We start from the raw sequence: 13798 nt of genomic DNA on the forward strand, positions 1-13798 counted from the left end.
CCCATCTGGTTCACCTAAGGCAGGGGTTTCACGCAGGCCGTGGGGCCTCAGGCCCGCTTGCGCCCCGTGACCATGGCGCGGACCAGGTTTTCCCGGTGCAACATGCTGGACAGGATCACGCCGCCGACATGTAGGACCACCAGGATAAGGGTTACCGTGGCCGCCGCACCGTGGATGTCCTCCATCGCGTCCTCTCCCAGAACGCCGCCACCCGTATCCAGAACGATGCCGGTGGCCACGGTCAGGAGCAGGCTGACCAGAAGCGCCACGATCATGGCGCCGCCCGCCGGGTTGTGGCCCATATACCGGCCCGCCCGCCCCTTCACCAAGGCTCCCATGTAGGAGAGGAAGCCGCCTGGGCTGGGCACGAACTCGGCGAACCGGGCATGCGGGGTGCCGATGAGGCCCCACAGGGACCGCACCCCGACCGCCACCAGGATCACGAAGCCGGCAGCCTCATGCACGGGCATGACCTCTTCGGCCGACAGCCAGGCGACGACGAAGGAGGCGGCGATGGTCCAGTGCAAGAGGCGGATGACCGGATCCCACACCGTCACCGTGCCGGTGGACACTTTGGGAGTAGCGGCGCCCGTGGGGGCGCCGTCGGAGGGGATGGGCATGGTCATCAGTCCTCGTCCTTTTCCGTTTTCAGGATATCGCCCGTGCGGGCGTCGATGGCCAGTTCGACGCGCTTGCCCTGCGGGTCGCGGGCCTCGACCTTGTAATTCCTGTCGCGGTGCCGCTTGATTTCGGTGATGTCGGAATAGCCCTGGGCGGTCAGGCGCTCGATCAACTGCGGGACGGTCAGGGCGCTTGCGTCCGCTGCTTTCCCCGGCTGAGCCTGACCGGGGGGCGCGGTCTCGACAGCCAGCGCGTAGCCGCCGATGGCCAGGGAACCCGCCAGCAGCGCCGCCGCGGCGATTTTGCCATACATCATGGTGTCCTCCGTATTGGGATTGGATGGTGGCATCATCCTGGCGGGGTTCCGTTGAACGGGACCTGAACGGCGCGTTCAGGCTGCGTTCAGGAAAGGAACGGTCAACTATGCCGATGAGATGGACCGTTGCCCTTCTGCTGCCCCTGCTGGCCATGCCCGCCGCCCTGGCGGACGCGGACCAGGACCAGGACCGCGCGCGCGCCGCCGTGGAACAGGGGCGCGCGTTGCCCCTGCGCACCATCCTGGACCGCGCGGCGGCCCGCTTCCCCGGCCAGCTTCTGGAAGCGGAATTGGAGGAGGAGCACGGCCGATTGGTCTATGAGATCAAACTGCTGATGGACGGCGGGCGTGTCGTGAAGCTGCATTACGACGCCCGAACGGGCGACCTCCTCGCGGTCAAGGAACGGGGGACGGAGAAAGACCGCAGGCCATGAGGATACTGCTCGCCGAGGATGATCCGGCGCTGCGCCGTCAGCTTGCAGAGGCGCTGGCGGATGCAGGCTACGCCGTCGACATGGCCCCTGACGGCGAGGAGGCCGCCTTCCTCGGGGAGAGTGAGCCCTATGACGCCGTGGTGCTGGATCTGGGATTGCCGGTGCGCGACGGCCTGTCCGTCCTGCGCGCGTGGCGGGCGGCGGATATCACGGTGCCAGTGCTGATCCTCACGGCCCGTGGAACCTGGCAGGAGAAGGTGGCCGGCATCGACGCCGGCGCCGACGACTACCTGGCCAAGCCGTTCCGGATGGAGGAACTGCTGGCCCGCGTGCGCGCCCTGATCCGCCGGGCCGGTGGGCTGGCGGCGGCGGAACTGCGCTGCGGCCCCGTGACGCTGGACACACGCACCGGCCGGGTGACGGTGGACGGCCGGCCCGTCGCACTGACGGCGCATGAGTTCAAGGTGCTGTCCTATCTCATGCACCACCCCGGCAAGGTCGTGTCCCGCACCGAATTGACCGAGCATGTCTACGCGCAGGATTTCGATCGCGACAGCAACACCATCGAGGTGTTCGTCGGCCGACTGCGCCGCAAGCTGGGCGGCGACCTCATCCGGACGGAACGGGGCCTGGGGTACCGCCTGGAGGCGGCGCGGTGATACCTTCTTCGCTGACGACCTCCTCACTGACCCGGCGCCTTTTGCTGCTGTCGGTCCTCTGGATCGCTCCGGCGCTGGTCATCACCGGCATCATCCTGACCGACCTGTTCCGCACCCATGCCGAGGCGGAGTTGAGCCGGCGCATGGCCCAGCACCTGGATGAGTTGGCGGCGGTGCTGGAAGTGACGCCGGACGGCGCGGTGGCGCTGGCCCGGGACCTGAGCGACCCCCGGTTCCGCCGCCCGCTGTCAGGGTTGTATTGGCGGGTCGATGGCCCTGGGAACCAGGTGCTGCGGTCGCGGTCGCTCTGGGACCAGGCCTTGGACCTGCCGGCGGACACCCCCAAGGATGGTGAGGTTCATCGCCACAGCCTGACGGGACCGAACCGGGCCCCGCTGGTGGCATGGGAGCGCAGCCTGCGCCTGCCGGGAACGGCAACACCGGTGCGCGCGGCCGTGATCGTCGACGCCAGCGATGTGCAGGCCGCGACGGCCGGCTTTTCCCGGGTGTTGGGCCTGTCGCTGGCGGTGCTGGCCGCCGGTCTGCTGGCGGCGGCGGCCATCCAGGTGCGCCTGGGGCTGGGACCGCTGCGGCGGATGCGGGCGGCCCTGGCCGATCTGCGCGCCGGACGGTCGAACCGCCTGGAGGGCGCCTTCCCTGGCGAGGTCCAGCCCGTGGTGGACGACCTCAATCTGCTGATGGAGGAGAACCGGATGATGGTGGAGCGGGCGCGGGCGCAGGCGGCTGATCTGGCGCATGCGCTGAAAACCCCGCTGGCCGTCATCGCCAACGCCGCCGCCGCGCCGGGCGGCATGGACCCGGCGGTGGTGGCGGCCGAGGCGGATCGCATGCGGGGTCAGATCGAACGGCACCTGGCCCGGGCGCGGGCCGCGCCGGCGCTGCTTCATTCCTCAGGCGGAACGGTTGTCCTGCCGGTGCTGCGGCAGATCGCCCGCACCGTGGCTCACCTGCATGCCGAGCGCGGGGTCGATATCCAGGTTGATGGCGACGCGCTAGCCCGGGTTCGAGCCGACCCGGTGGACCTGCAGGAAATGGCCGGCAATCTCATCGACAACGCCGCCAAATGGTGCACAGCGGTGGTCCGGGTGACGGCCACGGCGGCCAGCGGCGGGGTTGTCATCACCGTCCAGGATGATGGGCCCGGCATTCCGGCGGACAGGCGGTCGGACGTTCTGGCCCGGGGCGCCCGCCTGGACGAGGCGGTGCCGGGTACCGGCCTGGGGCTGACGATAACGGAGGAGTTGGCGCGCCTTCATGGCGGAAGCCTCAGCCTGGACACATCGCCGACCGGTGGGCTCAGCGTCTCGCTCCATCTGCCACAGGCGGCCCGCTAATCCCCAAATGGCCCGGTTGATCCCAAGGGACCGGCCCGGTGGCGGCGTGACGCTGCTGGGCGCGGCTGCTACCCTGCCCAACCGCCGGGGCATCGGCCCCTTTCCCGCCCGTCTGATATGGCAGCGCCCGTGACTCTCCAAGGTATCATCCAGGACATCGTCGACGAGATGCGGGCCGCGCCTGATCGTGGCAAGGTCGCGACCTACATCCCCAGCCTGGCCAAGGTCGACCCCGCCAGGTTCGGCATGGCGGTCTATACCGTCGATGGGGAATGCCACGCCGGCGGGGATGACGAGGTCGGCTTTTCCATCCAGTCGATATCCAAGGTCTTTTCCCTGACGCTGGCCCTGGGCAAGGCGGGGGACCAGCTGTGGGAACGGGTGGGGCGCGAGCCATCCGGCACAGCGTTCAATTCCATCGTCCAGCTCGAAGCGGAGCGGGGCGTTCCGCGGAACCCCTTCATCAATGCCGGCGCCATCGTCGTGACGGATGTGAATCTGGCGGGGCATTCGCCCCGTGAGGCCATCGGCGAACTGGTCCAGTTCGTCCGCTATCTGGCGGAGGATGAAACCATCGCCATCAATGAAGAGGTCGCCCGCTCGGAGGAGCGCACAGGCGAGCGCAACCGGGCCCTGGCCCATTTCATGAAATCCTATGGCGTGCTGCGGCATGCGCCCGACCTGGTGTTGGGCACCTATTTTCATGCCTGCGCCATCGAGATGACCTGCCGCCAGCTTGCCGCCGCCGGACGCTACCTGATGCTGGATGGCCGCCATCCCGGGGGCGGACGCACCATTTCATCCATACGGGCCCGCCGCATCCTGTCCCTGATGCTGACCTGTGGCCACTATGACGCAAGCGACGACATCGCGTTCCGCGTCGGGATCCCGGCCAAGTCCGGCGTCGGCGGCGGCATATTGGCCATCGTTCCCGGCCGGGCCTCCGTCGCCGTCTGGTCCCCCGGCCTGAACGCCAACGGCAACTCCCAGCTGGGCAGCCTCGCCCTGGAGCGCCTGGCCGAGGCCACGGGGTGGAGCCTGTTTAATCCAGGCCGCCTGTCAGATCGATGACGCGGCGTGGTGCCGGCCTGGACGGAAAAGTCGCGACCGCACCGGGGGTTGCGATCGCATTTTGCAAAGGCAGTCGCCGGTCTCATGCCGTTGGCATTACTTTCCATCCTCCTCGCGCACCTTGCCTTTTCGGATGAACTTCCGCACCAATGACGTTTGTTTCCCGTCATAGCGGTCGCCTTTATGAGTTCTTCCGCCCCCGCCTTCCGGCCTGCGAACCCGGACCAGCTCGACCGCATGGTGCGGGTGTCGTTCCCGCTGGGCTGGCTGGTGTTCGGCATCTTCCTGGCGGCCGTGCTGGGCGGACTGGCCTGGTCCCTGGTCGCCACTGCGCCGGTCAAGGTGGCGGGCAACGGCGTGCTGCAGGGCAGCGGCGGCGTGGCCCTGGTGACGGCGCCCAGCAGTGCCGCCATCACGGCGCTGAAGGCCAGTGTCGGCGGCGCCGTTAATGAGGGGGAGATCGTCGCCGTGCTGGCGGACCCCGTGCTGAACGCCCGGCTGGAGACGGTCCAGGCCCGCTTGGCCCGGCTGGAGGCGGAGGAGGGGCGGCTGAAGGACTTCCAGGCCCGCGCCCGGGCGGCCCGCACCCGCGATGACGAGCAGCGGCGCCAGGGGTGGGAGCAGGCCTTGCAGCAGGCCCGCCAGCGGGAGGCGGCGCTGGGCCAGGTGTTGGCCAGCCAGCATGAGCTGATGGGCCGCGGTTATGCCACGCGTGAGCGCATCCTGATGACGGAGAACGACCGCGCCCAGGCCCAGCGCGACATCACCGCCGCCCTGAACGCGTTGAACACCCTAGGCGTGGAGGCGGACGAGCGCGCCATCGAGGATGAGCGCGAGATGCTGGAACTGGAGAGCAAGATCGGTCAGGGTCGACAGGATCTGGCCGAGGCTATGGCCGAACGCGCGGCACGGACCGAAGTTCGCGCCCCCATCACCGGCCGGGTGATTGAGCTGTCGGCCGCCACCGGCGACCGGGTGGCCGCGGGTTCGGCCCTGATGCGCCTGGTACCGGAAGGTCGGGTGGTGGCGGGCGACGGGCTGGTGGGTATCCTCTACGTCGCCCCAGCCGATGGTAAGAAGATACGCCCCGGCATGGCGGTGCAGATCATTCCTTCCACCGTGAAGGTGGAGCGTGACGGCTTCATCCATGGCGAGGTCATCCGCGTGTCCGAGACGGCGGCGACGCGGGAGGCGGTGCAGCAGACGCTGAAGAACGACGCCTTCGTCACCAGTCTGATGGCCAACGGTCCGCCGTTCGAGGTGCGGGTGGCCCTGCGGCGCGATCCCGCGACCGTCAGCGGTTTCGCCTGGTCATCATCCCGGGGCGCCGCGCGGCCGGTGGAAAGCGGTACCGTCATCAAGGGCGGGGTGGTGGTGGAGCGCACGCGCATCATCGCCCTGGCCTTCCCCGCCATCGAACCGGTGCTGGACGCCCTGGGGCTTGAGCCGTGACGGCAGCGGCGGCGGTGTCCGGCGCGGTCCGGAAGGCGATGGCGGCACGTCCACGCCCCGTTCCAACGGTTTTCCAGATGGAGGCGGCGGAATGCGGCGCCGCCTGCCTTGCCATGGTGCTGGCCCACCACGGCAAATGGGTGCCCCTGCCGGAGTTGCGCGAGGCCTGCGGCGTTTCCCGCGACGGCAGCCGCGCCTCCAACATCGTGCGGGCGGCCCGGGCCTATGGGCTGGAGGCCAAGGGCTTCCGCTGTGAGCCGCACCACTTGGCCGACATCGCCATGCCCTGCATCGTCTTCGTCGATCTCAGCCATTATGTGGTGCTGGAGGGCATGACGGGCGGCAGGGTGCAGCTGAACGACCCCGCTGCCGGCCGCCGCGTCCTGACAGCGGCGGAGTTCGACGCGTTGTTTTCCGGCATCGTGCTGACCTTCCAGACGGGGGCGGATTTCCGCCGGTCCGGCGCCGTGCCCAGCACCTGGCGCGACATCGCGGCCCTTGTGGCGGGAACACATGGGCCCCTGGCGCTGGCGGTGCTGGCGGGCGTCGCCCTGATCCTGCCTGGGCTGGTGGTGCCGGCGGCGACGCAGGTCTTCGTCGACTATTATCTTGTGCAGGGCCAGGCGGACTGGGGCGTGCCCCTGTTGGGGGTGTTGCTGGCCACGGCGGTGGTGCAGTGGGGACTGACGGGCCTGCAGAACAGCCTGCTGGTGCGCCTGCACACCCGCATCGCCATCCTGGCGGCCGGCCGCATGGTCTGGCGTATGCTGCGCCTGCCCGTGCGCTTCTTCGGCCAGCGCCACGCCGGCGCCCTGGCCGGCCGGGTGGACCTGGCCCGTCCCCTGGGCCTGCAGGCGGCGGAACAGCCGGTGAAGGCGGCGCTGGCCCTGGCGTCCAGCGTCTTCTTCACCCTGGCCATGCTGCTCTACAGCCCCATCCTGACCCTGGTCACCCTGCTGGCCGCGGCCATTCCCATCGCTGCCTTGGCGCTGACGCAACGCCGGCTGGAGGAGCGGGTCCGCAAGGCCGGTATGGCGGCCATCAAGGTGCATGGCCGGGCCGTCCAGGGCATCGGCATGGTGGAAACCCTGAAGGCCAGCGGTACCGACGACGTGTTCTTCGGCCAGTGGGCCGGCCTGCTGGCCGCCCTGGTGCGCGACCGTCAGGCGGCCGGCCGTATCGAGGCGCTGCTGGGCGCCGTGCCCGACGGTGTCATGCTGCTGAACCGGGGCCTGGTGCTGGCCCTGTCCGCCGGCTTCGTCATCGCGGGCAGCATGACGGTGGGCGAACTAGCCGCCTTCCAGACCCTGATCACCGCCTTCGCCGCTGCCTTGTCCACCCTGATGCGTCAGGTCACCAGCCTGAAGCAGGTGCGCAGCCCGCTGGACCAGTTGGCCGACGTCGCCACCACGCCCCTGGCCTGGGAATTCGCGGGCGACCGGCCGGACGCGCCGGCGGCACCCACCGTCCGCGATGGCGCCAAGCTGAGCGGCGCCCTGGCCGTCCGCGACCTCGCCTTCGGCTACACCCCTCAAGGGGCGATGGTGGTCAACGGCGTGGATCTGGACATCGCTCCCGGCGCCCGGGTGGCCCTGGTCGGGGCGTCGGGCAGCGGCAAGTCCACCGTCGGCCGTCTGGTGGCTGGGCTGTTCGACCCGCTGGGCGGCGACATCCTGTTGGATGGCCATCCCTTGCGCGCCGTGCCGCGCGACCGGCTGCGCGCGTCGCTGGCCATGGTGGACCAGGATATCCTGCTGTTCGAGGGCACGGTGCGCGACAACCTGACCCTGTGGGACGAGGCCGTGCCCGAAGCCCGGATCATCCGCGCGGCCAAGGACGCCATGATCCACGACGACATCGTCGCCCGCGTCGGCGGCTACGGTGGCCGGGTGGAGGAGGCCGGCCGCAACTGGAGCGGCGGCCAGCGCCAGCGGCTGGAAATCGCCCGCGCCCTGGTGATGGAGCCCAGCTTGCTGATCCTGGACGAGGCCACCAGCGCCCTGGATCCGACGGTAGAACAGGCGTTGATGGACAATGTCCGCCGTCGCGGCTGCGCCTGCCTGATCATTGCCCACCGCCTCAGCGCCATTCGCGACTGTGACGAGATCATCGTCCTGAAGGACGGCCGGGTGCTGGAACGCGGCGGCCATGAGGCGCTGATGGCGGCGGGCGGCGCCTATCGCCAGTTGGTGGAGTCGTGAGCATGGAGGATGCCGACCGGCTGGAGGGGGAGGAGCGGGCAGCCCGCGATCGCCATGCCGGCCTGCTGGCCATACAGGCGCTGGGCGGGGTATTGGGACCGGACCGCAGCGCCACCTACGCTCCCCTGTCGGAACAGCCCCTGGTATTGGCCTTCGCGCATCTAGGCGCGGTGCTGGGCTTTGAGGTGCGCCTGCCGCCCCGCCAGCAGGAGGGGGCGCCGATGCCGGCGCTGGAGGCGCTGGCCCAGGCCAGCCGCGTGCGCCTTCGGGGCGTCCAACTGGATCCCGGCTGGTGGCGGCAGGACAGCGGCGCCTTCCTGCTGCTACGGCCGGCGCCGCTGTCGCCCCTGGCGCTCAGCCCCGGCGGGCGGGGCCGCTACACCGTTTATGATCCCGACACACGCGTGGCGCGGCCGCTGCCGGCGGCCGAGGCGGTGCTGCTGGCCGGCCAGGCCTACGCCCTGTACCCGCCGCTGCCGGACCAGGCACTGACGCCGGGCAGCCTGGCCAACGGGTTGCTGCGCGCCCGGATGGGCGACATCGCCACCCTGGCCGGCGGCACCCTGCTGGCCGGCGTGTTCACCATGGGTGTGCCGCTGGCCATGGGCTACCTGCTGGAAGGCGCCATCCCCGACAGCAATCTGGGCCGGGTGGTGCAGGTGGCCGTCGCCCTGGCCTTGCTGGCGGTCATGACCCTGCTGCTGCGCCTGGCCACCCAACTGACCATGCTGCGCATTGAGGGGCTGGAGGGCAGCCGGGTGCAGGCGGCGGTGATGGACCGCCTGCTGCGCCTGCCCACCGGCTTCTTCCGGGGCTACTCCACCGGCGACATGGCAACCCGGGTCATGGCCGTGGCCCGCCTGGAAAAGGCGCTGACCGCCTCCACCATCAATGCTGTGATGACGGGGATGGTGGCCTTGGTCTCCTACGCCGTCATGCTGGGCTATTCCTGGCGCCTGGGCCTGGTGGCTATCGCGCTGACCCTGATGTTGGCCGTCGTGACCGTGGTGCTGGGGCTGTTGCGCGTCCGGCACGAGGCCGCGGCCATCCGGGGGGACGCCCGCATGTCCGGCTTGACGCTGGAACTCGCCAGCGGCATCGCCAAACTGCGCCTGGCGGCGGCGGAGGACCGGGCCTTCCTGCGCTGGGCGCGCCTGTACGCCGAGGCCAGCCGCGCCCAGTTCGGCGCCGACCGGGCGGCCGGCCTGCTGGACACGGTGGGCGTGGGCTACCAGGCCTTCGCCACGGCGGCGCTGCTGGCGGTCTGCGTCATGGGCGGCTGGACCGACACCGTCGCCCTGGGCCTGCTGGCCGCCTTCGTCACCGCCTTCACCGCCGCCCTGGAAGGCCTGCGCGGCCTGGCGGCGGCTGCCGTGGAAATGGTGGGCCTGGCGCCCATCGTGCAGCACGCCCGCCCCATCCTCCAGGCCCTACCGGAGGCGGCGGATAAGGCCGACCCGGGCACGCTGACCGGCGCCATCGAGCTGTCGCGCGTCACCTTCCAGTATCAGCCGGACACTCCCCGCATCCTGGACGCCCTGTCGGTCAGCGTCCGGCCTGGGGAGTTCGTGGCCTTCGTCGGCCCGTCCGGTACGGGCAAGTCGACGCTGTTCCGCCTGCTGCTGGGTTTCGAGCGGCCGGACGCCGGCCTGGTGCTCTATGATGGCGTCGACCTGGCGGGTCTGGATTTGCGGGCCGTGCGCCGACAGTGCGGCGTGGTCCTGCAGCACGGCCGCCTGATGCCCGGCACCTTGATGGACAATGTGCTGGGTGCCGCCACCCATCTGGGGCAGGAGGCCGCCTGGGACGCGCTGGCCCAGGTGGCACTGGCCGACGACGTGCGGCGCATGCCGATGGGCCTTCACACCCTGATCACCGACGGCGGCGCCGGCCTGTCGGGCGGGCAGGTCCAGCGCCTGCTGCTGGCCCGTGCCCTGGTGGCCCGGCCACGCATCATGATGCTGGATGAGGCGACCAGCGCGCTGGACAACCATACCCAGGCGGCAGTGACCGCCAGCCTGGACAAGATCGCCGGCACCCGCCTGGTCATCGCCCACCGCCTCAGCACGGTGCGGCGGGCCGACCGCATCATCGTGCTGAACCAGGGCCGGGTGGAGGAAGAGGGCGCCTTCGATACCCTCATGGCCCGCGACGGCTTCTTCGCCGCCTTCGCCCGGCGTCAACTGACGCGAGACACCTGACGGGGCAGCAGCACGTCGCAGGCGAAGTCCGGCGCCAGGCGTCGGACCAGCAGGTGTCCCAGGCCGGCATGGCCCCGGAACAGGGCGGCATCGTCGGGTGCGCCCGCCACGTCCGCCACCATCAGTCGGCCCCGCCCGGCCGCCCAGTCGGCCAGCCGGGTGTTCAGGGCGGTGTCGATTTCATCCTCCACGCCCGGCGACCGGGTGGTCAGCGTGGCCAGGATCTCCAGCCGTCCGGCCTCGCCACAGCACAGGTCGTCCACCTGGTCCAGGGGGGACGCTCGCAAGGTTGCCAGTGCGGTGTGCAGGTCGGCGGCCAGCCGGCCGTCCTTGTCCCCCAGCATATCCATCAAGAGCGTGCGGGCCAGGGCGATGCCGGGCGCGCCATGGCACCATGTGGACGAGCCCTGCTGGCGGCCTGTCTGCCAATCGCCGGCGGCCGGATTGAACAGCGCGTTCTCGTAGGCCACGGCCTCCCATGCCGCGGCGTGGCACCGGGCATCGCCGGTGGCCGCATGGATGTGGGCCAAGGCGGTGGCGATGCCGGCGGCGCCGTGGGACAGGCCGGCCAACCCCGCCCGCCGCCGCCCGGGCCAGTGCCGGCCACCCACGCCATCGGTTTGGGAGGCGGCCAGCAGTGCCGTTCCGCAGGCGGCCATGGCCTGGGCAACGACCGGCCCGGGTTCCAGGACGGCCAAACCCCAGGCCAGGCCGGCGGCGCCGTCCATCACATCGGACGCATCGCCCACCGGGCCATTCTCGATCGCCAGCGCCAGGGGCGTCTCGACCGCCAGCGCCAGGGCGTCATGGGCCAGGGCCGGGTCGGCCAGCAGACGGGCGCACCAGGCCAAGCCGGCGATCATCCCCCCCAGGCCGCGCCCATAGCCGGGCCCGAAGCGGCGGGCCAGGCGCGGTGCCTCCCCCCGATGGATGGCGGCCCGCAAGGGCTGCTGCGCCTGCCGCGCCAGGTCCAGCAGGCGCTCGTCGTCCAAGGCGCGCCCGGCCTCCGACAGGAAGACGGCGATGCCACCGGCGCCGTAGCACAGGCCCGGCCCCGCCGGGGCGGTCAGGGCCGGCATCTGCTCCCACAGCCGCACCCAGCGCAGCGCTCCCGGTTCCTGACCCACGGCCAGATCGGCCACCCGGTCGGCCAGCGCGCGCAGGGTGGTGCGGAAGTCGGGGCCTGGGACGGCTTCCGCTACGACGCCCACGTCCTGGGGAGGCAGGGTGGGGGGACGCCGGGCGGGGGGGCGCAGAGCGGCGCGTAGCAGGGCCGTTGTTCGGTTGATCGTTGCATCATCCAGTGCGGCGAGCGCCGCCGTCACCTGGTCGTACGGGGGGATGGCGAATACCGGGCCCAGGGGGCTGGCGGCCGTGCCGGCGGCTTCAACGCTCCAGGCCTCGCGGCCGCCGGGACGGAAGGTGAAGGCCGGGATGTCCAGACGGTCCAGGGCCCGCGCTTCCGCCGCCAGCGCCCGCCGCCAGGCGGCCGGATCGCCCAGCAGTGGCGCGCGGCCGGCGGCCCGCGCCACCTGGCGCGTGAAGGCGGCCTCATCCTTGGCCCCCTCGCCGATCAGCGCGGGTGCCAGGACCAGCCCATAGAGGTTGGTGGCGGCCAGCAGCAGGCGGCAGCGGACATTACGGAACCGGGCCAGCGAACCCTCCGGCGCCATCAGCGCCGTCTTGTGCGCCACTAGGGTGCGCAGGGTGGCCTGGAAGCCGTCCAGGACGGCCGTGCTGAAATTCCGTACGTCCAGGGGGACGCTGCCCAGACTGGGGCCGGGAGCGAAGCTGGGCACCGGCTGTTCGCCCAGGTGCAGCCAATCCGTGCCGGCGTGACGCACCACGGTTTGCGGCCGGGGCGCCAGGGGGCCGGAGCCAGCGGCGGCCAGGGGCGCCAGCGTCGCCCCTCCGTCGAAGGAGGTATAGACCGGCAGGATGCCGTTGGCGAACAGGTGCGGGTCGTCCAGGGGATCGGCCACACCCAGATCCGCCGGGCCGGGCTGGAACAGGCATTCCAGGTCGACGATGACGGGAAAGAGGCCCGCCGGGATCAAGTTGTCGGGATGGATGTCGCTGCCGCGCAGCAGGAACATCAGGGCCAGAAGGCCGCCGCACCGTTCCATATAGGCGTGCGCCCCGGCCGCATCGGGCAGGGGGGCAGGGTCCACCCATTCCATCCACCCATGGTCGCTGCCGTCCATCACCCACGGGACGCGGTGGGCCGGGGCGGTGCCGGCGGCGTTCAGCCGGTCCAGCAGGTGCCCGAACGCCGCCTCCGCCGCCAGGGCGCGGGGCTTATAGGCTATGCGTGTGCCGTCGGCCAAGGTCACGCGGATGACCGTGCAGCCGCCGCCATGGGGGTCGGACAGGCCGGGGGTGCCGTCGGCGATCGCCGGCACGGTGCCCCGCCACGCGGGATGCCGGACGGCCAGGGCGGCGGCGTCCTGGTGGAAATGGCGGGCGAAGGCCGTGATGGCGTCCACCCAATCGGTGCACATCCGGTCCAGGCGGCGGCGCAGTATGGGCCAGTCGGCCAGCAGCGTATCGACGTGCGGTCCCCGGGCGGCCGTGGCGAAGGCGCGATAACGGTCGCGGGGCACCCAGGCTGGCGGCTCATCATAAAGGCGGGCGATGGCGGGCACCGCTTCGATCTCCTGGAACGCCGCCGTCAGGGCCGGGCCGGCGACCTCGCTCAGGCGGGCTGCCAGCGCCCCGATCGCGCCTCGCCGGGCCGACAGCGGCAATACGACGCCGCCGGCCAGGGACCGGTCAAGACGCTCCGCCGCCCGGTCGACCAGCGGCGCCAGGATGTCCAGGAACGGGGTGTCCACAGGCGACGCCGTCACTGCGGGCGACTTGCCCGGCCTTACCTGGTGAAAATGCAGTAGCAGCCTTTGGTGTATATGCAGTAGGGGGAGCCGCCGCCGGAAACATGGTCCAGCGCGTCGTCGTCCAGCGGTTCCATCTGGGTGGGCGCGCTGCCGGCCCGGGCGGCGAAGACGCCCTCGATCTCGTCGGCGGTCAGCTGGATGCCGCGCGTGGCCGCGAAGTCCGCCAACGCCTTGGCCGCCGCCTTCACATCGCCCCCGCCGGCTATGCCCTTCAGTATTTTCTTGTCCGAGGCGATCAGGGCCTTCAGTTTTTCCAGTTCCGACTGCGACATGACATCATCCCCCACCAGTGTCCGGATCCCGGATACACGGTAAAGAGCGTGGCATCAATACGCTGGTAAGTTGCTATCGCTTTAGTGCGGGATGGCGGGGTGGATTTTCAAAGGCCACCTAGCCGCCAGAGGTTGACGGCTGGCAAAGCCATAGGTCCCGTCTTCAAGGACCCCCTGGGCGCGGAAGGCGTGGAGAGTCTAAGCCTTGCAGGGCGGCGTCAGAAAGATGTCGGACATCTGCGAAACCCAGTTGCGCCAAGCCGATCCCATGTGCCATATGTTCACCCCGCTTGCGGCGCCCCGATTTTTTCAAGAGGTGGCG

11 protein-coding genes are annotated in these 13798 nt (G+C 70.7%); 7 read left to right on the plus strand and 4 right to left on the minus strand.

Annotated elements, in window-relative coordinates:
• Positions 1 to 47: 47 nt before the first annotated feature.
• Entirely contained in the window at positions 48 to 626 is a 579-nt protein-coding gene (locus UAA55_RS14620; protein ID WP_322953601.1) for a cytochrome b/b6 domain-containing protein, read from the minus strand.
• Positions 626 to 937 carry a PepSY domain-containing protein gene (locus tag UAA55_RS14625; protein ID WP_322953603.1) on the minus strand — a complete coding sequence of 104 codons (312 nt, stop codon included), beginning with the start codon at positions 935 to 937 and terminating at the stop codon, positions 626 to 628. The genes UAA55_RS14620 and UAA55_RS14625 overlap by 1 nt, the downstream gene beginning before the upstream one ends.
• Positions 938 to 1050: 113 nt before the next feature.
• Between UAA55_RS14625 and UAA55_RS14630 the strand changes: the two genes are divergently transcribed.
• The 7 genes from UAA55_RS14630 (at position 1051) to UAA55_RS14660 (ending at position 10310) form a co-directional block, all read left to right on the plus strand.
• On the plus strand, positions 1051 to 1371 hold the full coding sequence (locus tag UAA55_RS14630; RefSeq protein WP_322953605.1) for a PepSY domain-containing protein: 321 nt from the start codon (positions 1051 to 1053) through the stop codon (positions 1369 to 1371).
• The gene (locus tag UAA55_RS14635) at positions 1368 to 2030 is read left to right on the plus strand and encodes a response regulator transcription factor (RefSeq protein WP_322953607.1); all 663 of its coding nucleotides are present in this window, start codon (positions 1368 to 1370) and stop codon (positions 2028 to 2030) included. Before UAA55_RS14630 ends, UAA55_RS14635 begins: the two co-directional genes overlap by 4 nt.
• Complete coding sequence (locus UAA55_RS14640) at positions 2027 to 3385, plus strand: sensor histidine kinase (protein ID WP_322953609.1); 1359 nt, start codon at positions 2027 to 2029, stop codon at positions 3383 to 3385. The genes UAA55_RS14635 and UAA55_RS14640 overlap by 4 nt, the downstream gene beginning before the upstream one ends.
• A 129-nt stretch (positions 3386 to 3514) precedes the next feature.
• A complete protein-coding gene (locus UAA55_RS14645) occupies positions 3515 to 4456 on the plus strand; it encodes a glutaminase (protein ID WP_322953611.1) in 942 nt (313 codons plus the stop codon).
• A gap of 183 nt (positions 4457 to 4639) precedes the next feature.
• Positions 4640 to 5908, plus strand: coding sequence for an NHLP bacteriocin system secretion protein (locus tag UAA55_RS14650; protein WP_322953613.1), 1269 nt, complete (start codon positions 4640 to 4642; stop codon positions 5906 to 5908).
• A 38-nt stretch (positions 5909 to 5946) separates the two neighbouring features.
• On the plus strand, positions 5947 to 8109 hold the full coding sequence (locus UAA55_RS14655; protein WP_322953614.1) for an NHLP family bacteriocin export ABC transporter peptidase/permease/ATPase subunit: 2163 nt from the start codon (positions 5947 to 5949) through the stop codon (positions 8107 to 8109).
• Positions 8110 to 8111: 2 nt separating this feature from the next.
• Positions 8112 to 10310 (plus strand): NHLP bacteriocin export ABC transporter permease/ATPase subunit, encoded by a 2199-nt coding sequence (locus tag UAA55_RS14660; protein WP_322953616.1) that lies wholly within the window; start codon positions 8112 to 8114, stop codon positions 10308 to 10310.
• On the opposite strand, the gene UAA55_RS14665 is transcribed toward UAA55_RS14660, so the two are convergent.
• Together UAA55_RS14665 and UAA55_RS14670 are read right to left on the minus strand one after the other, a co-directional pair.
• Positions 10289 to 13144 (minus strand): type 2 lanthipeptide synthetase LanM family protein, encoded by a 2856-nt coding sequence (locus UAA55_RS14665; protein WP_322953617.1) that lies wholly within the window; start codon positions 13142 to 13144, stop codon positions 10289 to 10291. The genes UAA55_RS14660 and UAA55_RS14665 overlap by 22 nt on opposite strands.
• 35 nt (positions 13145 to 13179) lie before the next feature.
• Positions 13180 to 13476 (minus strand): Nif11-like leader peptide family natural product precursor, encoded by a 297-nt coding sequence (locus UAA55_RS14670; RefSeq protein ID WP_322953619.1) that lies wholly within the window; start codon positions 13474 to 13476, stop codon positions 13180 to 13182.
• Positions 13477 to 13798 lie beyond the last annotated feature (322 nt).

Origin of the sequence: Nitrospirillum guanabarense (genome assembly GCF_034653355.1) — a bacterium.
Classification (GTDB): domain Bacteria; phylum Pseudomonadota; class Alphaproteobacteria; order Azospirillales; family Azospirillaceae; genus Nitrospirillum.